Origin of the sequence: Actinotignum sanguinis, assembly GCF_003957255.1 — a bacterium.
Classification (GTDB): domain Bacteria; phylum Actinomycetota; class Actinomycetes; order Actinomycetales; family Actinomycetaceae; genus Actinotignum; species Actinotignum sanguinis.
Genome location: NZ_QDIE01000035.1, coordinates 1 through 19,368, shown reverse-complemented (window position 1 = coordinate 19,368; position 19,368 = coordinate 1). Strand labels below are relative to the sequence as shown.

The following is a 19,368-nucleotide window of genomic DNA, read 5'->3' as shown; positions in this document are numbered from 1 at the left end:
CCACCGTGGCTGGTCTGAGTCTCACCTGCTCACCGCCCTGGATTACTGGCTTTATTCCAGGTCGATCAACACGCAGCCGATGTCTGATTTCGTGTCAAACACGATCCAACCAAGGAAGGAACCGGTTAGTACGCCTAGTGATAAGCCCGTCGAGATTGATACCCATATCGATACCGAACACCCCTGGGAAGACGGTCTAAACATCCGTAAAGGCCAGATCGGGGGCTAACGACACGCCGCCATTAGCAACTAATTTTGTCTATTAACCCATACCGAACACCCCTGGGAAGACGGTCTAAACATCCGTAAAGGCCAGATCGGGGGCTAACGACACGCCGTCATTAGACCCACTTTTTGTCTATTAACCCGCGCAAAGAGTTGGGGATGTGTTTGGCCGTTTTCTCGAACTGGGTCACCAAAGCAAAGAAAGGGAAGTGGCGTGAATGCGAGAAAGTGTTGTTGTAGCAAGGGGATCGGGTGGTGGCTCCGACCGGCGTCGATCCGGTGACCTTTCGATTTTCAGTCGAACGCTCTACCAACTGAGCTACAGAGCCGAAAGAGAAACACCCGGTTTCCCGGGCGTTCTTCCTTCGCGACCCCGACGGGACTTGAACCCGCGACCTCCGCCGTGACAGGGCGGCGCGCTAACCAACTGCGCTACGGGGCCATTTGCTAGGCAAATAACCATCGCGTACCCCCAACGGGATTCGAACCCGTGTTACCGGAGTGAAAGTCCGGCGTCCTAGGCCTCTAGACGATGGGGGCTCAAGAACGTTGTTCTCAAAGCGTCCCCGCTGAGGGAACGGGTATAAGCTTACGTAGGATTCCAGGTCTTAGCAAATTGAACGAGAGTGTTCTCGATCACCAACCTAGTTTTCCGCGGTAACTCGCGCATTCCGGGAAGTGGCCACGCTGCGTGCGGGCGGCGTCGTACCAGATAGACGCCGCGTGCCCGCCTCACGGCTATCTCACGCCGGAGGCGAAAGAAGTTCGACGCCGCTTTTTCTGTCGCAAGCACCTACTAGGCTTTCAGACATGAACGCATCGGTACTCGCGGGGGCCTCGGCCGCCTGGAAATCTCACCTGCTCGCGCCCTTGGTGCGGGCGGAAACTGAGGCGCCCACTCCGGAACCCACCCCCACCTCGGATCTGCACGAAGTCGCGGAACAGGCCGTCGCCGCCACGGTTGATATCGCGCAGCTACTCGGGGTGTGCTTGCTAGGTGCGTTTATCGGCTGGGTGATCGCGGTGGTGGTTGTCGCGGTGGTCAAAGCCGGTTTCCGGCGCCATACCGGGCTGATTGATGTGGTGCGTGGCATTCAAGTACCCACGCAATTCACACTTGCGGTGGTGGGTGCCCGCTTTGGATTGTTCTCCTACATGGAGAATTTCCCGGAACAGGATCGGCCCAATTGGTCGCCCGTGCTCAAACACCTGCTGCTCCTCCTCATTATCGCCGGCCTGACCTGGCTTCTTGTTGGTGTGGTCAACGGGGCAGCGCGCTCGTACCTCAAATTCGTGGAGCGGGTGGCTGAAACGCGCTATCGCCGGGTCCAAACGCAGCTGCAGATTTTGCGGCGCTTAGCGGTGGCCCTCATTATCGTGATCGGCCTGGCTGCCATGCTCATGACTTACCCGGGCGCAAAAGCCGCCGGCGCTTCACTTTTCGCCTCCGCGGGCGTTATCTCCCTGGTTGTTGGTATTGCTGCGCAATCCACCCTGGGTACCCTCTTCGCTGGGCTGCAGCTGGCCTTCTCAGATTCCATTCGCGTCAATGACATCGTCATCTGGGATGGGAATATGTGCACTGTTGAGGAAATCACGCTGTCTTACGTGGTCCTCAAAGTATGGGACGGCCGGCGCCTCATTGTGCCTTCCAATAAACTCACTTCCACCACGTTCGAAAACTGGAGCCGGCGTGATCTGGACATCATGGGTTCGGTGGTCCTTCAGCTGGACTGGAGTGCTCCCATTGCGGAACTACGTGCCGAACTTGACCGTATCCTCGCTCATACTGACCTCTGGGATGGCGACACCGGCACCCTCGTGGTGGGGGATGCCTCCACCGCGAACGGCCTGCAAGTCTCCGCGATTGTTTCCGCCTCCTCGCCCGGCGAACTCACCGACTTGCGAAACCACGTGCGCGAAAAGCTCATCGTATGGTTGCAAAACAATGCCCCGGATGCTTTCCCGCACACCCGTTTTTATAACGACGCCGCTGAATCTCCCACTCCCGGTGCTCTTCCCGCGGGAAGTGATGCGGAGCAGGCAGAATCCGATGTGGAACAGCGCGGAAGAGATACGGCTGGCGAATCACGCGAAGCTAAGGCCGAAGAAGCTGAGGAAGTCGCGGCCGAGGAATCCGCGCAATCCGCGCAATCCGCGTCTGTGGAGTCGGAGGAGTCGGGGGAGCCGGCCAAGCCTGCAGCTCGCGAAGTCACCCGCACCTCCATCGGTGCCCAGGAACAAAGCGACGCGGATACCACCTTCGACCCGCAGGATTACCGGGAAACCCGGATCCTCTCCGCAGCTGATATCGAAGCGGCGGTACGCCCGGAGCGGGTACCCGTAGCGAGCCGCCCCGCAAGTACGGCTGGCACGGAAGGCCCGGCCACCCGCATCCGGGAAGGTCACGAAGCTTCGCTGTTCACCGGATCTATCCAAGCTGAAAAGCGCGGCCAAGAATTCTCCGGGCCGGGAGCCGAAGTTCTGGCGGAGCGCGAACATAATGCCGCACGCCGCACCGGTCAGCAAGAACCTATTCACGAAACCGGCAAAGTCCCAGCAGAATCATCGGCTCATCCCACCGCGGTATTCCCGGCCATTTCCGAAGAAACAGATGGGACTGACGCCACAAAGCAACCTGACAACAATAAGGAAACTGAAGAAAGGACAGCACATGGCACGGATGCTCCCGCAAAGCGATGAAGAATGGGCCCGGGTTCTCACCCCGGCAGAATTCACGGTCCTGCGCCAAGCCGGAACCGAAGCGCCCTTCACCGGCGAACTCCTGAACGAAGAACGCGAAGGTATCTACCGGTGCCGGGCCTGCGGGGCAGAACTTTTCCGCTCCACCACCAAATTCGATGCCGGATGCGGCTGGCCCAGCTTCTATGACCCTTCCCGCAGTGATGCCGTGCGAACAGACGTTGATTACAAACTCGGATACCCGCGCACTGAAGTCCGCTGTGCCACCTGCGATTCCCACCTCGGGCACGTCTTTCCAGATGCACCGCATACCCCTACCGGGCAGCGTTACTGCATGAACTCCGTAGCACTCACTTTCGAACCCGAAACTGAGCCCGCATCCGGCTCCCAGCCCTCGCCCGCGTCCGGGCCACTATCCAAACCCGCAAGCACGTCCACCACCGCATAGATTCGGTAGAATCACCGGTGTTGCACACCGCGGCCAACGGGGGCTCTTCCCGGGGTGGCGGTGTCCACCGGGTCGCGACAAAGGAGAAACCATGCCGAGCCTTCATGTCATGTCCGCAAACCTCCAGCAAGGTAAGCCCTCACGGCGCCCGCGCCCGGGCACGGACAAAGTGACATGGCAGCGCGAATCCATTAGTAAAGCCATTCGGCAGATTACCGCCGCTGGCCCGGACCTCCTCGCCCTCCAAGAACTCAAAGTCACCACTGCCGGAGGGGACCTCTACGCACCCCTCCTCGCCGCAGGTAGCTACCACGAAGCCATTTTCGCGCCCACCAAGAATGAACGCGGCCGGCTCCGCTCCACCAAAAAAGGGCAGGCTCGCGGCGTTGGTACCGCGCTCCTCTCCGTCTACCCCATCGGTGCTCGTGAAGTCATCAACCTCCCCGTCCACCAGCAAGAAACATGGCTGAAAACCCTGCGGACAAATATCGGGATTGGTGAAATCCCCCGGGTTGCGATCCTCGCAGAAATTAAAGTGGCGCCCGGGTACTCCGTCGTCGTCGCTGCAACACACCTCACCTACACGTACCGCCTCAACGTTACGCAACTACGCACCGTAGCCGGAGCCCTCGCCGGGTTCGCCCAGCGCCACGGTCTGGAGAAGGCCCCGCGCCTCATTATTGGGGATCTCAATATCCGCGGCTGCGACGTACCCCTAGCCGCCACCGGATATGAAGCGGCTGCCGAAGCCCTCACCTACCCCTCCGATGAGCCGGAAAGCCAAATCGACCATATCCTCGGAACCGGGGTAGATGTGCGCGCGGCGGAAAACCTCTTCTTGCCGCTCTCTGACCATCGTGCCCTGCGCGCCACCGCCGTCTGGACATAGGTTCGCCCTGCGCTGCTACACCGTCGCACTGCTGCACCGCCGCACCGCGCGCTCGAGACGCGCCCTCACACCTGAAGAAGTCTGTCTACACTAGTGCTGTTATGGCCTCTGTACTGCTCAACTTTTGGGTGATTATCGCGATTATGCTCGTCGGCTACCTCGTCGCGCGCTGCAAAATCGTGCCCCCGGGAAGCGACCGCACCCTCACTCAGCTCGTCTTCTACACCACCCTGCCGGCACTTATGTTCACCACCCTCGCGAACTCCGACCCGGCCTCCTTCTTCGGTGTCAACGGGCTCGCCAATATCATCTCCTCGGTAGGAACCGGACTCATCTATACAGCCCTGGCCGCCACCCTGCTCAAAAGCCGAGGAACCGAACTCACCGTCGGCGCGCTCGTTGCCTGCTATACCAATATCGGCAACCTGGGCGTGGCCTTCCTCGTGGCCATCACCGGCGACCCCACCCCGGCCGCTCCCATCCTGCTCTTCCAAATCCTCGTGATGGTGCCGGTATTCTTCTCCATCCTCGACAACCAAACCGGGAAGAAAACCGAAGGGCTGTGGCGCACCATCCTCTCCCGCCTCAAAAACCCGTTACTCATCGCGGTCTTCGCCGGGCTCATGGTCGCCCTCCTCAAAATACCCATTCCGGAACTCATCTCCGCACCGCTCACCAAAATGGCAGGTGCGAACGTTCCCATTATTTTGCTGGCTATGGGAATGTCCCTACGCGGGGCGCACCTGCCCCGCTTCGGACGCGAAAGCGCACCCCTCATGCTCGGCATCTTCTGCCGGCTCGTCCTCGGGCCGCTTATCGCCTTCGGGGCCGGTTATCTCCTCGGCGCGCGCGGCGAAGCCCTCATGGCCATCGCCATCATCGGAGCCTTCCCCACCGCCAACAACGTGTTTGTTTACGCGCATCGCTACCGTTCTGGCGTCACTATGGCTCGCGACGCCGTCATTATCACTACGGTCGGTTCACTCCTCGTTATCCTCCTCATTACCGTCATTGCCCAAACAGTATGAGGTCACGATCCCTGCACAGGATTGTAATCAGGCCCGGGTGCCTCCCCGTCCACCTCAAAATCAGGCTGATCGTAGGTGTAATCCGGATCCGGAGCCGCGGGAGTAGGGGAGTTCATATCTGCGGTATCGAGTACGCGATCCTCCCCACCAAGGGTGTGCGACGCCGCCCGTGCCGTGACCGGCGAGGGCGATTCCTCCGCGCGGGTATTGAGCTCCTTCGCGTTGTATTCCAGTAGCTGCTTCGCCACCGCGGTACCCGCCAAATCGCGCAGATCCAGATCCGGGAGCTCCGTAAGCGGCTTGTCCGGGGTACGGCGCAGCACCTTGAATACTTCCCACACGATAGAAATAAGTGGAATCACAATAATCGCACCCAGCAGTCCCGCCACGAACGTACCGGCCGTCACGCCCACCGCGATAACCACCGGGTGGAGCGAAACCTGATGCCCCATAATCAGCGGTTGGAGCACATGCCCCTCGAACTGGCCAATGAGCGCCACGCCCACCAGCACTACCAAGGAAATAACCACGCCCTTCGTGGCCAAAGCCACCAGCGCTGCAATAATCATGGCCGCCGGGGCACCGAAAAGTGGAATAAAGGCACCGATGACCACCAGCACAGCCAGGGGAGCGGCCAGCGGCACCCCGCAAGCCACCAGGAGAATCGCGGCCATAACGCCGTCGCATAACGCAATAAGAATCGTGCCGCGCGCATACCCCGAGAAGCTATACCACCCGGCGGTAGCAGCCGCGTGGGTACGCCGTCGCGCCCGATCCGGGAGCACATTAATGAACCACAGCCACATATTCTTCCCGGCCGCCAGGAAGAAAATCGAGCAGAAAAGCGCCAGCGCAATCAAGGTGAAAGCCAGCGCAACCGTGCCGGCCTGCGAGAGCGCCGTCGACGCAATATTTCCCGCATTGTCCTGCAGATACGCGGCCGCGCGCTCAATGCCCTCATTCAGGGCCGCGCGCAGCTCATCGACCGTAATATTAATCGGAATCGGCCCGTCCGCAATCCAATTAAAAATCCCGTCCAGGCCGCGCTGCATCTGCTCGGAAAGACTCGACCACTGATTCGCCACCGAATCAACAATCCAGTAAATAATCCCGCCCAGCGCCGCAAACAGGCCGAGCAACGCCAGCGCCGTTGCCAGTGCTCGCGGCATAATCCGATCCAAAATATTGACAATCGGATGGAGCAGCGAGGTCATCACCAGCCCGAGGAACACCGCCACCAGCACCCACTGCACCGAGGCCGCCATGTGGAAAATACCCCAGATGGCAATCACCACGCCGATGAGGAGCCAGGCGCTCACGCCCCACGTCACAAGAACCGGCTGCACCCCGGCCGGATGAATCTCCACAACGGTGCGCTGCGAACGCCCGCTACTATCGGCTGGGTCCTTCGCGTAACGCTCCACGGCCTCTTCGGCCACGCGCTCAATCTGTTCGCGCCGCGACACCGCCGAGCGAATCCGATCCATCAGGGAGGGTGACTTCTTTGATTCCTTCACAAGCTTTAGCTTACTGAAGAACAGTCTGTGCCGCGGGTATTAGTGCGCCGGTGCGTTACGGTGCGGCATTGGACTCGCGCATCAGGCTCGCGCTGCGCGCGGTAGCACGACGCCGCCACCACCCGCCGCGCTACTCATTTGGCCGCAGCAGGTCAATTTCGCTTTCTAGCCACTGAGCTAGCTCGCCAGCGGCAATTCGCGCGTCGATCTCACGCTGTTCTTCCGGCTCCTCAATACCGACGAGGAAAGATTCCCCGCATTCCCCGAAAGGCACCGCGATGACCTCGCCATCCTCGCTGCCCGCCCACCAGAACTCGGGGCGGTAGCCGGCCGCTGTGAGCGTCTCCCACACCACCCGGGCACGTTCTTCATATTCGGGAGTGAAACGCCCCACCGGCGTATTCCACGCATCGGGCAAACCATCCGGAATACGCGGGAACACCGCCGCGGGATCGCGCCCTTCAAGCATCTCGGCCGGGATAATACGCGGAGTATCCCGCTCGCTCACCCGCCCCGGCGCCACCGGCCGCAGCGCCAGCTGCCCGCCGGTAGGCTCTCCCAACACTCCCGCCTGGAAGCGGGCGGTTCCCACAGCTACCAGCTGCCCGGCCAGCGATTCCAGATCCACTTCGTTCTCGGCTACCTCGCTCTCGCCCACCTCGGTGAGAAGTGCCAGCGCAGCTGCATCCGCGGCCGGAGTCGCGGAAAGGACGAGAGCGGCGTCGTCGGCAAGAACACGGCGCTGCTCCGAGCCGTTCGCGTACGTGATAGCAACAAGGCAATAACCCTGCTCCGGAGTGGCGGTGATATCGAATGCGGCAATCGGTTGCCCGGAAACGGTGAGCGAGGTGATATTCATGCTTCGAGGATACTCCCCCGACGCGTGTGTTAGCCTGACCGCGGGCGTGCAATAACCGCCGCGGACGAGGGAGCCGTACCCGCCCAGCGCAAAGACGGCCACAATACCTATGGCGTGGATTATTTTGCTGCTCTCCGGGGCGCTTGAAACCGTCTGGGCGGCGGCTCTTGATAAATCTGAACATTTCTCGCGGCGCGGGCCGGTAGCGGTCTTTGTGCTGGCCCAAGCACTCTCCCTCCTCGGCCTGGCCTGGGCCATGCGCGAGATCCCCACCGGCACGGCCTACGCGGTCTGGGTAGGCGTAGGCGCGAGCCTCACCGTGCTGTACGGCTGGCTGAGCGGCCAGGAAAGCACCTCGCGCGCACGCGTATTGCTGCTGAGTGTGCTCGTCGCTTCGGTGGTGGGACTCAAGGTGGTGAGCTGATGGCCTGGGCGATTCTGGTAGGTTCCGGTATTTTCGAGGCCGTATGGGCGACGGCGCTCGGTGATTCGCGCGGGCTCACCCGCCCGGTGCCGGCCCTGGTATTTGCCTGCGCGCTCGTCGTTTCCATGTGGGGGCTCTCGCGGGCGCTACGCGAGATTCCGCTCGGCACGGCCTACGCGGTGTGGACGGGGACCGGCGCGGTGCTTACCGTGGCGATTGCGGCCGCGCGCGGAGTTGAGCAACTCAGCGTACTGAAAGCGGTATTCCTGTGCGGAATTATCGGCGCGGTAGTGGGGCTGCGGCTGGTGGAGCGGCGCGAAGAGCGCGGCGGGAAGACGCCAGAAAACTAGGTTTCAGGTCCGCACTGTAACGGGGCATATTGTGAGATAATGAACATATGATTTCTCCGGATTTGCACTCACTGGGTTTCGACTTCCCCGAGTGGGAAGATCTCGTTCGGGCAGTTATCGATACGCGTTTTCCTACAATCATTCGCGAGGGTACTTTTGCGGCTGTAGGTCTGCACCAGGATGCTGAGGGCGCGGGCCTTCTCGTCACACGTTACTACGACGGTGCCACTTACACTTTCCCGGCTCTGCGCGGAACTCCCGGGCACGATGTGGCGGCGGTGCTGGTGGATGACACCATAGCGCTCTTCGAGCTTTATTCGCCCTACTATCCGGATGTTCCTGCCCGCACCCTCATTGCGTATGTGGATGACCCCTTCGTATATGACAGGTGGGAAAGTGGTGATGACGAAGAATATACCGAGTATGAGGACTACCGGCTGAGCGCCGTCGCCAAAAAGATGGCGGTATATTCCTCCTGGGAGGAATGGAACGGCGGTCGAGAAGTTAATGATAACGGCGTCATGCGGCCGGTGGCGAAGGACGATCCTCTTGTGGGCGATCAACTGATTCTCAGTGTGAGCCTTGCGATACATGGTGAAGAATTCGAGGCTGGTGAGGTGGATAACCTCACCCCGGACGTTATCCTGCGCGGAACGGTTCGTACCGCGGACCTGGTTGCCAATGCTTTAACCGGTCAAAAATGGTGGCGCTGCGAAGTAGATTGCGGGTTCTTGATTACGCTCGCTCTGCCGGGCGATATCGATCCTGCTCCGGCTCCGGGCACGCTCGTCGATGGCCAGGCGCTCCTGCTAGGATCCACGGGATTTTGGGAAGATAAAGAGCCTGGTGTGTACCAGCTGCGCAGCCAGGGCGAACTGTGAAGTAGTGCCCTTCGGCGAATGAAGAAAATGGTAGGCCCCGTGGGATTCGAACCCACAACCCTTGGATTAAAAGTCCAGTGCTCTGACCGTTGGAGCTAGAGGCCCACGAAGTAGTGTAGCGCGCTTTGGCCCGCTGGTAAAAAATCGGACCGATTTTGTGTGGAAATCCGCACTGGGAAACACTTTGAGGTGCGACAATAGAAGAGTGAGCGAGCGCACTGGCGCGCCCCGAGCGAGTGGAGGAAAAATTATGGCTAGCAGTTTTCGCCGTCCGGCCCAGATGAAACCGGACCAGCTCGAGTCCATCGAAGGTGAAGCGGACGTCGCCTACCACAGCGAGCTCGCCCACACCGCGGCCCAGGCGTTGCTGCCCGGCGCGGGCTACCACACCGAAGAACCGGAGGTGCGCGCCCGCGTACTCGACCTCATCGCCACCGAAGGGATCGACGTCATCGCTGAAGCGTGGGCTCGCTCCCCGGAAGGCACCCTCCCCGGAATGCTGTGGCGCGGTTATTTGCTGCGTGAATGGTTGCGGCGTTTCCCGAACGACGCCGCCGCGCGGCTCACCGCCGCGCGGGAAAAGCTCGCCTCCCAGGGCGCTGATGGAGCGGAGAAACTTGAGAAAACCCCCACCCTCGGGGATGTGAAATCCAGCTGGGATGAGGTGTTCGCCGATTCTTTCAGCGGGGACTTCGCGGAGGTACTGGCTAGCTCGGCTCGCCTGTGTGACACTCTTGCCGAAGTGGATCCGCTCTGGATCCCCACTGATGAGCACCCGCTAGCCACGCCGGTCACGCGCCGCGATGCGGCGCTGCTGGAAACAGCGCGGGAATTCCGCGCGGCCGGGGCTCGGGCGGTACGCGGCACGCTGTCTTAACGAAGCTGGCCTGTTCACACCGTGGGGCTACCCGTTCTTGTGGCGGAGGCTGGCCCGCGCGGGAATCCACGGTATCGGGGAGGGTTCCCCTGGCGGAGGGGAGCTGCGCCGTCGTTCGTTTGCTTGGACGTAACTTTTCTGTCGTAGTGATCGACTACGGTTAAGAGGTAGCAGGAAAAAGGAGCCCTCCTATGAGTATCGTTAGCGGATCACCGCAGCCGGATCAGGCCGCGCTTTTTAACCAGCTCGCCCAGGAATGCTTCGCGGCGGATGGTGTTGTGCCTTTTAGTGAGCAAACCCTTCTTGATATTGCCGCGGGTGCAGAAAGCTCGCGGGTGTGGACTCTCGGGGATCCCGTGGTCGGGGTGGCTCATTCCGGGCGCACCGGGGATGTGGAATTGGCGGTGCGTCCGGAGGCGCGCGGGAAAGGTGCCGGCAAGGAATTGCTGCGCACCGTTCTTGACGCGGGGGAAACCGCGGTGTGGGCGCACGGGGATCTGCCGGCTGCGCAGGAACTCGCGGCGTCCTCCCAGCTCTATCCGGGGCGTACTCTCCTTGTGCTGGAGCGTCCTGTTACGGAAGAAAACCCTGCTCCCGCACTGTGGACTTTGCCGGGGATCGTGCTGGCTCCGGTGGATCCGGCTACGGATCTGGAAGATATTGCGCGCCTCAATGCGGAGGCTTTCGCAGATCTACCCGATCAGGGGCAACTCACCGCGGAGGATCTGCGTGAACGTATGGAAGCGCCCTGGTTTACTCCGGAGCTCCTAGTTACCGCGCGCTCTCAAGGCGAACTCGTTGGTTTTGTGTGGCTTAAGCCAAATGTGCTCGGGGGCGCCGCGGGTGCGGCCGGGAGTGGTTCTGGCGCCGCGGGCACGGCTGGCGAATCGGCTGCTGCCGCGGCTAGTGACTCCGCTACGGCCGGTGAATCCGCCGCGGCCAGTGAAGCGCTCGAAGCAAATGTGCTGGAGCTTTATGTTCTCGCGGTGGCACCGGAACATCGCGGCAAGGGCATCGGTAAACTCCTAACCGCCTGGGCTCTGGTCACCACCGGCTCGCGCGGTTTCTCGCGTTGCGTTCTTTACGTTGATGCCGCGAATGCCGCGGCGGTGCATGTTTACGGAAAAGCTGGGTTCACGCAGGCGGAACGGCATGTTCGCTACGAATTGCAACCCGAACCGGCGCTCTCCGCCACTCGTGCTCGCCTGGCTGCCCGGGAGGGTGCCAGCGCCGTGGAACCCACCCCGCACGAAACTTTCTTGCAGGCGGTGCGGCTCGGCTCTCCGGTCTCCACTAAATCCCTCACGGATATGGCCAAAGAATCACGCAAGCTCGCCAAGCGCTCCGCGAAAGCTCCGGAAGAATCCCAGCTTCCCGAAGGGCGTTTCGCGGATCGGGAACTTTCCTGGCTGGCTTTCAATGAGCGGGTGCTGGAGCAGGCAGAAGATGAAACCCTGCCGCTCCTGGAACGCGCCTGGTTCCTCTCCATTTTCTCCTCGAACCTCGATGAGTTCTTTATGGTGCGGGTGGCTGGCCTCAAGCGCCGTATTGATACCGGCATTGGTGTGGTGGCGGCCTCCGGCCTCACCCCGCGTCAAGTTATGAAGGGCATCGCGGAACGCACTCATGAACTAACCGCGCGCCAAGCGAAGGTCTATTCGGAGGATATCAAGCCTAAACTCGAAGGCCAGGGTGTGTTCATCCGCCGCTGGAATGAGCTAGATGCGCAGGTGCAGCAACGTTTCTCCAAGCTTTTCAAGGATGAAATTTTCCCTGTTCTTACCCCGCTCGCGGTGGATCCCTCCCACCCCTTCCCTTATATCTCGGGCCTGTCTCTCAACCTCGCCGTCGTCCTCAAGGATCGGCGCGGTTCCTCCGCCTTTGCACGGGTGAAAGTGCCGGATCTACTCCCGCGTTTCCTGATGATCGGGGAAGATGGCACGGCCTACAGCCCGGAAAACGTGCCGGTGGAAGCCGGCAGCGATATTGAATTCCTACCCCTGGAGGAACTCATCGGGCATCACCTGGGTGAGCTCTTCCCCGGCATGGATGTGCAGAGCTACGCCACCTTCCGGGTCACCCGTAATGAGGACCTGGAAGTGGAAGAAGATGACGCAGAAAACCTCCTCACCGCGCTGGAACGTGAATTGCTCCGGCGCCGCTTCGGGCCGGTGGTGCGCCTGGAAGTGGATGAGGATATGGATGATGCCACCCTCAGTTTCCTCCAGAAGGAAATGAGTGTGAGCTCCTCTGATACCTATCGCTTACCCGCGCCCCTCGATCTGCAATCTCTGGAACAGCTCCACGATCTGGACCGGCCCGGGCTTAAATACCCCAAGTACGTTCCGGTCACGCCTACCGGGCTCACAGATGCCGAATCTGCTAAACCCGCGGATTTCTTCGCCAAGCTGCGTGATCATGATGTGCTGCTCCACCACCCCTATGAATCTTTCTCCACTTCGGTGCAGCAGTTCATCGCCCAGGCAGCCGCGGATCCGCAGGTCTTGGCTATCAAACAAACCCTGTACCGCACCTCGGGGGATTCCCCTATCGTCAATTCGCTTATCCGCGCGGCGCGCGCCGGGAAACAGGTCCTCGCCATCGTAGAAATTAAGGCGCGTTTCGATGAGCAGCGCAATATTGAGTGGGCACGCAAGCTAGAGCGGGCCGGGGTTCACGTGGTCTACGGAATGATCGGGCTGAAAACCCATTGCAAGCTCGCGCTGGTGGTGCGCCAAGAATCTGATGGCTTGCGCCGCTACTGCCACGTGGGCACCGGGAACTACAACCCGAAAACCGCCCGCGGCTATGAGGATTTGGGTCTGCTGACCTCCAACCGGGATGTGGGCCAGGATCTCACCCGGCTGTTCAACCAGCTCTCCGGTTACTCACGCCAGGAACGTTTCCACCGGCTCCTCGTGGCACCCACCGGTATTCGCTCCGGGCTTATCGACCGGATCGAACGCGAAATTGAAAACAAGAACGCCGGCAAACCCGCGTGGGTGAAATTCAAAGTCAATTCCATCGTGGACGAAGCCATGATCGATGCGCTCTATCGGGCCAGCCAGGCCGGCGTGAAGGTCAGCATCCAGGTGCGCGGAATCTGCGCCCTGCGCGCCGGTATCCCCGGGCTCTCGGATAACATCAAGGCCCGTTCCATTCTGGGGCGCTACCTGGAGCACTCGCGTATCTACGCCTTCTGTAACGACGGCGATGCCGATGTCTTTATCGGATCTGCCGATCTCATGCATCGCAACCTCGACCGGCGCATCGAAGCCCTGATCAAGATCACGGACCCGGATATGGTGGACCGCCTGGTAGAGCTCGTGGATGTGGCCACCTCGGATACCACTAGCTCGTGGCACCTGGGTCCGGATGGGTGGGTGCGTCACAACCTCAGCCCGAAGGGTCGCCCGCTCGTCGATATCCAGGAGCTGCTTATGAAACAAGCACGCTCGCGCGTGGCAGGAGGGGACTAGAGAACCCGGGCCGTGCGGGGAAACTCGCGGGCCAGCATATATTTGTAACAACTATGCCAAAGGGGGAGTGATGGGCAGCGTTCATGCTGCGGGCGCCGTTGTGTGGCGCAAAAAGGGCGGCGAATTCCAGGTGCTACTCGTGCGCCGGGATAGCTACAAAGACTGGTCTTTCCCCAAGGGCAAATACAAGCCGGGCGAAGGCCCGCGCATGGCAGCCGTACGAGAAGTCTACGAAGAAACCGGTGAATATATCGCCCTGCAGCGTCCCCTGCCTTCCATCGGCTACACCCTCTCCTCGGGGAAAAAGAAACGGGTCTTTTACTGGGTGGCCCGCCCGCTCACACCGCGCTCGCGGCCAGTTGCCGCACGCCCGGAATTCTCCTCTGCTCACCCTGGGGAAATTACCCGGTCACGTTGGATGAACGCGGAAACCGCCCTCGAAAAACTCAGTTATAAAGACGAACGCGCCATGCTCAAACGCGTTCTGAAATACTGGGAACACGGGGAACTTACCACTCGCGCGGTCCTGCTGGTGCGCCATGCCCGTGCCCAAAAACGCTCGGCTTGGAACGGGAGTGAAAAAACCAGGCCACTGACCCCGCACGGGGCCTCCCGGGCCCGCACCATCAGCGCGGTGCTCAGTGTGTATGGCGTGGACCGTCTCGTCTCTTCCCCCTGGCAGCGCTGCACCGCCACCATTGCTCCCTACGCGCAGGCTTCGGGAGTCTCCCTCACCTGCGTTGCCGCACTCACCGAACACTCCCACGCGAAGAACCCCGGTGGAGTGCGTAAAACCATTGAGGGGGTACTAACGGACAGCGGGGCTCCCGCGGCGGTCAGCTTGCATCGCCCTACCCTGAGCACCGTTATCGACGTCGTTAAAAAACACGGCGGCCACCATGTAAAAGAAAAACTCCCCGATGAAGATCCGTATCTCAAAACCGGGGAAATCCTCGTTGTGCATATGAAGGGTAGCCACGCGGTGGACGTCGAGCGTTTCCGCCCCGTCCACACTGAGCTGTAGCGAGTCCATCCATACCGAGCCCTAGCGGGTGCGTGGCCACTGAGCCCTAGCGAGCACGTGCGTACCAAGTTCTAGCGGACCGTGCCCCCAATGGCCCCGTGCAGTCATCCCCACGCAGCCACCTCCCTGTGAGACATGCTACAAGCTCGTTAACCTTCTGTTTACCTCCGGTGTGGGCCGTCGTAACCCACGCTTCCTAGGCTCGAACCAGCGAGCGCCGAAACGGGCGTTCCTGAACACGCAAGGATTAAACAGTGAAGACCATGAAGATCTCGGCACTTGCTGGTGCCACCGCTCTTGCTCTGACCCTTTCCGCCTGTGGTGGGGACGCAACGACTTCTGCTACCACCGATGCCGCCAAGGGTGACACCACCACCCAGGCCGCGGATAGCGGCTCGAACCTCTCGGGCACCATCTCCGGCTCGGGTGCTTCCTCGCAGCAGAAAGCCCAGCAGGCCTGGCGCGATAACTTCACCATCGCGAACTCGGGCGTGACCGTCAACTACGAGCCCACCGGCTCGGGTACCGGCCGCCAGCAGTTCCTCTCCGGCCAGGTGCAGTACGCCGGCACGGACTCGGCCCTCAAGACTGAAGAACTCGCCCAGGTTTCCAACGCCTGCAAGACCGACGTTGCCGTTGAGTTGCCCGTCTACATTTCTCCTATCGCGATTGCCGTGAACCTCGAGGGTGTCAAGGAGCTCAAGCTCGATGCCCCCACCATCGCGAAGATCTTCTCCGGCCAGATTGAGAAGTGGAACGACCCGGCCATTGCCGCCACCAACTCCGGCGTCAAGCTCCCGGACGAAACCATTATTCCGATCCACCGCGCAGAAAAGTCCGGCACCACCGGTAACTTCCAGTCCTACCTGGAAGAAGCTGCTCCGGAAGTGTGGACCTACGGTTCGGAAGAAACCTGGCCGATCCAGGGCGGTCAGTCCGCCGAATCCACCTCCGGTGTGGTCCAGCTGGCCCTGTCCACCCCGAACTCCATCATCTACGCGGACTACTCCCAGATCGAAACCCTCACCCCGGTGAAGGTCAAGGTCGGCGATGAGTTCATCGGCCCCGAACCGGAAGCCGCCGCCCGCGTGGTGGATGACTCCCCGGCCGCCGAAGGTGCCACGGACACCCTCCTCAACAAGGACCTCAAGCGTGACGGCTCCGTCAAGGGTGCCTACCCGGTCGTCATGCTCTCCTACCTCATCGGCTGCCAGGAATACAAGGATGCCTCCACCGGTGAACTGGTCAAGGCGTTCTTCACCTACGTCGTCTCCGAAGAGGGCCAGAAGGCCGCCTTCGCCGCCAACGGTGGTAACGCCCCGATTTCGGACACCCTGCGCACGCAGGCCATGGCCGTCATCGACACCATCAAGTAAGCACCGGTTAGACAACCGAATACCTCTATCTGAAAGTCGATATGACTGAACGAGATAACGCAGCCGGGGAGGTTCTTGAGCGTACCGCTCAGGAAACCTCCCCGGAGGTGGGTCAGACTGCAGTGCCGGCCCGCCCGAGCAAACGCGCGCGTCGCCGCGTTGCAGACACTACCTTCAACGGCCTAGCCATCGGTGCTGGAGCTTTCATCATCCTCATCCTGGGTGCCGTTTTCATCTTCCTGCTCCTCGAGTCATATCCGGCATTCATTGCCGGTAAGGAAGACATCTCCGGGACAGCAGATTTCACGAAGGGGATGGGCTTCTGGCAGTATGCCGGGGCAGCCCTCTTCGGCACCGTGCTCTCCGCACTCCTGGCCCTCGCCCTTGCCGTGCCTTTCGCGGTGGCGATTGCGCTTTTCATTTCGCATTTTGCGCATCGGCGCTTCGCCTCCGTCCTCGGCTACATTATTGACCTCCTGGCGGCCATTCCGTCGGTGGTCTTCGGCCTGTGGGGTATCCGCACTCTCGAACCGATTGTGCGCCCCGTTTTCGAATGGGTTTCCAGTGTTCTTACCCCGCCCCTCCAGTGGTGGGTGGACCACGTTCCGTTCATGGGTGAAGAAGGCGGGCTGGCCCAATTCGATTGGTGGCCCCTGCAGCCCAGCCTGGTGGCTTTCACGCCACCGGCCCGTAACATCATGATGGGCGGCCTGGTACTGGCCATCATGATCCTTCCGATTATCACCTCGCTGTGCCGTGAAGTATTCCTCCAGACCCCGAAGCTGCTGGAAGAAGCAGCGCTCGGTCTGGGTGCTACCCGCTGGGAAATGATCAAGATGACCGTGCTCCCGGTGGGGCGTTCCGGTATCGTCTCCGCGGCCATGCTGGGCCTGGGGCGCGCCCTGGGTGAAACGATGGCGCTTCTCATGGTGCTCTCGGCCGGCCTGCAGGTGAACTTCAACCTCTTCTCCCCGGGCCAGCATTCCACCATCGCCTCCCAGATCGCCCTGAACTTCCCTGAAGCTCACCCCGGTCTGCAGCGCCAGGTCCTTATCGGTATCGGCCTCATGCTCTTCGCCCTGACCTTCGTGGTCAACTGGTTGGCGCGGCGCGTACTGGCCCGGTACGCAGAATTCTCAGGAGCGAATGCCTAATGAGTACTGACGTGACACAGAACCCAGCCAGCCAGCCCGATGGCGGCGCGCACGCGATTCCGGCCGAGCCGGCTGTCAGCGAAGGCACTCCGATCTTCGCCTCCGAATACGGCCGCCTGCCCAAGTTCTTCAACTGGGCCGTGCTCGTTGTGTGCATGCTGGCCTCCTGGCTGCTTTTCCACTTCGGTTTCAAAGCGGAGTCGCTCTTCGGTGCGGTCCTGGTGGGTCTTATTCTCTTCTTCCTCGTCATCCGCATTGTCGGATACGCGGTGGAAGGCCCGCGCCGCGGTGCCAATCGCATGGCAACAGTGCTCATCACCAGTGCCTTCGCGCTCGCGGTTCTCCCGCTGCTCTCACTGCTGTACACGGTGATTGTGGAAGCTCTCCCGGTTCTCAGCTACTCCTTCCTCAACAATTCCACCCTTGGCATGTCTCTACCGGGCGCTCAGCCCGGCCTCGGCCACGCCATCGTGGGCACGCTCATTATTACCGGCATTACGGCGCTTATCGCCATCCCGCTCGGTATTTTGACGGCCATCTACCTGGTGGAATACAACAGGGGCGGCTGGTTCGGGCGCTCGGTGACCTTCCTGGTCGATATTATGACGGGTATCCCCTCCATCGTGGCCGGCCTTTTCGCCGCCGCGATTGTTCCGGTGCTTGCCCCCGCGCTCGGTTTCCGCAATGGCATCATGGGCGCCGTCGCGCTCGTCGTTTTGATGACGCCGATCGTGGTGCGTAATACCGAAGAAATGCTGCGCATCGTCTCCAATGAATTGCGTGAAGCTTCTTACGCGCTGGGCGTGACGAAGTCCCGCACTATTATCAAGGTGGTGCTGCGGACCGCGCTGCCGGGTATTGTTTCCGGTTGCGTGATCGCCATCGCTCGCGTGATCGGTGAATCGGCACCGCTCATGATTACCGCCTCCGTCTCGGATACGTTCAACTACTCCTTGTTCAACGGCCCGATGATGACGCTCCCGGTCTTCGTCTACTCGCAGTTCAAGGCCAATAACCTCGAGCTGGCCTGGGGCGGCGCGCTCGTCTTGGTATTTATCGTGCTGGTATTCAACTTGCTGGCGCGCTTGATTGCTCATATCTTCGCCCCGAAGGGCCGCTAACGCGGCAGCCGAAAGGAAAAACAGTGCCTCAGGGAATTAGTGTTCGTAACGAGAACATCTACTACGGTGATTTCCTCGCCGTGGAGAACGTCAATGTTGATATCAAACCGAATTCGGTGACCGCGCTTATCGGGCCGTCCGGGTGCGGCAAGTCCACCTTCTTGCGTTCCCTCAACCGTATGCATGAAGTGATCGACGGTGCTTACGTGACCGGCGACGTCTTCATCGACGGCAATAATATCTACGGTGCCGGGGTGGACCCGGTGACCGTCCGCCAGCACGTGGGCATGGTGTTCCAGCGTGCTAATCCTTTCCCCACGATGTCCATCCGCGACAACGTGCTCGCGGGGATGCGGCTCAATTCGCAGAAGATCAAGAAATCTGATGCAGATGAGATCGTGGAGCGTTCGCTGCGCGGCTCTAACCTCTGGGAGGAAGTGAAGGATCGCCTCGATAAGCCGGGATCCTCACTTTCCGGTGGTCAGCAGCAGCGTCTGTGCATTGCCCGCGCCATTGCGGTCAAGCCCGAGGTGCTCCTCATGGACGAACCCTGCTCGGCCCTCGACCCGATTTCCACCCTCGCGATTGAGGACCTCATGAACAGCCTCAAAGAGGAATACACGATCGTGATCGTGACGCACAATATGCAGCAGGCTGCGCGCGTCTCGGAAATGACCGGCTTCTTCAATATCGCCGGGACGGGCAAGCCCGGGCACCTCGTGGAGTTCGACCAGACGGAAAAGATTTTCTCCAACCCGACCCATAAGGAAACCGAAGACTACGTCTCCGGGCGCTTCGGCTAAACCGGCTATATTTCAGCTGTTTACCTTGCGAACTGTGCCGCGCGGGAATGAGGGCTATAGGACAAAATGTGTTGGTTACGGTTTAGTAGGTTGGGTTCCATTTAGTCCTGTTGTGTAGATCGGTCCATTCAATACCCGTCCCCCACATCTCGGCCTCGGCCTGTGCTTGGTGACGCTCACGGGCCCGGGCGAAAAGGGTGGCGATCTGCT

General features: G+C 60.7%; 17 protein-coding genes and 4 tRNA genes. 15 read left to right on the top strand and 6 right to left on the bottom strand.

Translation table 11 applies throughout. The features are described 5' to 3' along the window. Window positions 1-229 (top strand): hypothetical protein (locus DDD64_RS08960; protein ID WP_206435395.1); only part of this gene is annotated, 229 nt, incomplete at its 5' end. A 249-nt stretch (window positions 230-478) separates the two neighbouring features. Here the strand turns inward: DDD64_RS08960 and DDD64_RS07765 are convergent. The 3 genes from DDD64_RS07765 to DDD64_RS07755 all read right to left on the bottom strand — a co-directional run bounded on the left by DDD64_RS07765 (window position 479) and on the right by DDD64_RS07755 (window position 765). Further along, window positions 479-554, bottom strand: a tRNA-Phe gene (locus DDD64_RS07765). A gap of 39 nt (window positions 555-593) precedes the next feature. Beyond that, a tRNA-Asp gene (locus tag DDD64_RS07760) sits at window positions 594-667 on the bottom strand. Between the two features lie 25 nt (window positions 668-692). Next, window positions 693-765, bottom strand: a tRNA-Glu gene (locus DDD64_RS07755). 270 nt (window positions 766-1,035) lie between these two features. Here DDD64_RS07755 and DDD64_RS07750 point away from each other — a divergent pair. From DDD64_RS07750 to DDD64_RS07735, 4 genes are all read left to right on the top strand, one after another. Then, window positions 1,036-2,928 (top strand): mechanosensitive ion channel family protein, encoded by a 1,893-nt coding sequence (locus DDD64_RS07750; RefSeq protein ID WP_126135802.1) that lies wholly within the window; start codon window positions 1,036-1,038, stop codon window positions 2,926-2,928. Continuing rightward, entirely contained in the window at window positions 2,900-3,376 is a 477-nt protein-coding gene (gene msrB, locus DDD64_RS07745) for a peptide-methionine (R)-S-oxide reductase MsrB (protein WP_126135801.1), read from the top strand. The genes DDD64_RS07750 and msrB overlap by 29 nt, the downstream gene beginning before the upstream one ends. 91 nt (window positions 3,377-3,467) lie before the next feature. Then, window positions 3,468-4,265 (top strand): endonuclease/exonuclease/phosphatase family protein, encoded by a 798-nt coding sequence (locus tag DDD64_RS07740; RefSeq protein WP_126135800.1) that lies wholly within the window; start codon window positions 3,468-3,470, stop codon window positions 4,263-4,265. Window positions 4,266-4,366: 101 nt separating this feature from the next. Next, entirely contained in the window at window positions 4,367-5,293 is a 927-nt protein-coding gene (locus DDD64_RS07735; RefSeq protein ID WP_126135799.1) for an AEC family transporter, read from the top strand. Window positions 5,294-5,295: 2 nt separating this feature from the next. Here the strand turns inward: DDD64_RS07735 and DDD64_RS07730 are convergent, their stop codons facing one another. Both DDD64_RS07730 and DDD64_RS07725 read right to left on the bottom strand, forming a co-directional pair. After that, the gene (locus DDD64_RS07730) at window positions 5,296-6,810 is read right to left on the bottom strand and encodes an AI-2E family transporter (protein WP_241227616.1); all 1,515 of its coding nucleotides are present in this window, start codon (window positions 6,808-6,810) and stop codon (window positions 5,296-5,298) included. A gap of 130 nt (window positions 6,811-6,940) precedes the next feature. Then, entirely contained in the window at window positions 6,941-7,669 is a 729-nt protein-coding gene (locus DDD64_RS07725) for a hypothetical protein (protein WP_126135798.1), read from the bottom strand. Between the two features lie 109 nt (window positions 7,670-7,778). Between DDD64_RS07725 and DDD64_RS07720 the strand changes: the two genes are divergently transcribed. From DDD64_RS07720 to DDD64_RS07710, 3 genes are read left to right on the top strand one after another with little or no spacing between them, the layout of a single operon-like run. After that, complete coding sequence (locus tag DDD64_RS07720; protein WP_126135797.1) at window positions 7,779-8,093, top strand: DMT family transporter; 315 nt, start codon at window positions 7,779-7,781, stop codon at window positions 8,091-8,093. Beyond that, a complete protein-coding gene (locus DDD64_RS07715) occupies window positions 8,093-8,443 on the top strand; it encodes a DMT family transporter (RefSeq protein ID WP_126135796.1) in 351 nt (116 codons plus the stop codon). Before DDD64_RS07720 ends, DDD64_RS07715 begins: the two co-directional genes overlap by 1 nt. Before the next feature lie 47 nt (window positions 8,444-8,490). Next, on the top strand, window positions 8,491-9,324 hold the full coding sequence (locus tag DDD64_RS07710) for a hypothetical protein (RefSeq protein WP_126135795.1): 834 nt from the start codon (window positions 8,491-8,493) through the stop codon (window positions 9,322-9,324). Between the two features lie 28 nt (window positions 9,325-9,352). Here DDD64_RS07710 and DDD64_RS07705 read toward each other — a convergent pair. Then, window positions 9,353-9,429 (bottom strand) — tRNA-Lys (locus DDD64_RS07705). A gap of 145 nt (window positions 9,430-9,574) precedes the next feature. Between DDD64_RS07705 and DDD64_RS07700 the strand changes: the two genes are divergently transcribed. The 7 genes from DDD64_RS07700 (at window position 9,575) to pstB (ending at window position 19,158) form a co-directional block, all read left to right on the top strand. Beyond that, window positions 9,575-10,201 carry a hypothetical protein gene (locus tag DDD64_RS07700; protein WP_126135794.1) on the top strand — a complete coding sequence of 209 codons (627 nt, stop codon included), beginning with the start codon at window positions 9,575-9,577 and terminating at the stop codon, window positions 10,199-10,201. Between the two features lie 191 nt (window positions 10,202-10,392). Next, the gene (locus DDD64_RS07695; RefSeq protein ID WP_126135793.1) at window positions 10,393-13,680 is read left to right on the top strand and encodes an RNA degradosome polyphosphate kinase; all 3,288 of its coding nucleotides are present in this window, start codon (window positions 10,393-10,395) and stop codon (window positions 13,678-13,680) included. Window positions 13,681-13,750: 70 nt separating this feature from the next. Next, window positions 13,751-14,704, top strand: a complete 954-nt coding sequence (locus DDD64_RS07690) for an NUDIX hydrolase (protein WP_126135792.1) — start codon at window positions 13,751-13,753, stop codon at window positions 14,702-14,704. Between the two features lie 263 nt (window positions 14,705-14,967). Further along, window positions 14,968-16,080, top strand: coding sequence for a phosphate ABC transporter substrate-binding protein PstS (pstS, locus tag DDD64_RS07685; RefSeq protein WP_241227626.1), 1,113 nt, complete (start codon window positions 14,968-14,970; stop codon window positions 16,078-16,080). A 41-nt stretch (window positions 16,081-16,121) separates the two neighbouring features. Beyond that, the gene (gene pstC, locus DDD64_RS07680) at window positions 16,122-17,234 is read left to right on the top strand and encodes a phosphate ABC transporter permease subunit PstC (protein ID WP_206435409.1); all 1,113 of its coding nucleotides are present in this window, start codon (window positions 16,122-16,124) and stop codon (window positions 17,232-17,234) included. 11 nt (window positions 17,235-17,245) lie between these two features. After that, window positions 17,246-18,355, top strand: coding sequence for a phosphate ABC transporter permease PstA (gene pstA / locus DDD64_RS07675; RefSeq protein WP_241227614.1), 1,110 nt, complete (start codon window positions 17,246-17,248; stop codon window positions 18,353-18,355). Between the two features lie 23 nt (window positions 18,356-18,378). After that, the gene (pstB, locus tag DDD64_RS07670; RefSeq protein WP_126135789.1) at window positions 18,379-19,158 is read left to right on the top strand and encodes a phosphate ABC transporter ATP-binding protein PstB; all 780 of its coding nucleotides are present in this window, start codon (window positions 18,379-18,381) and stop codon (window positions 19,156-19,158) included. Window positions 19,159-19,368: the final 210 nt, after the last annotated feature.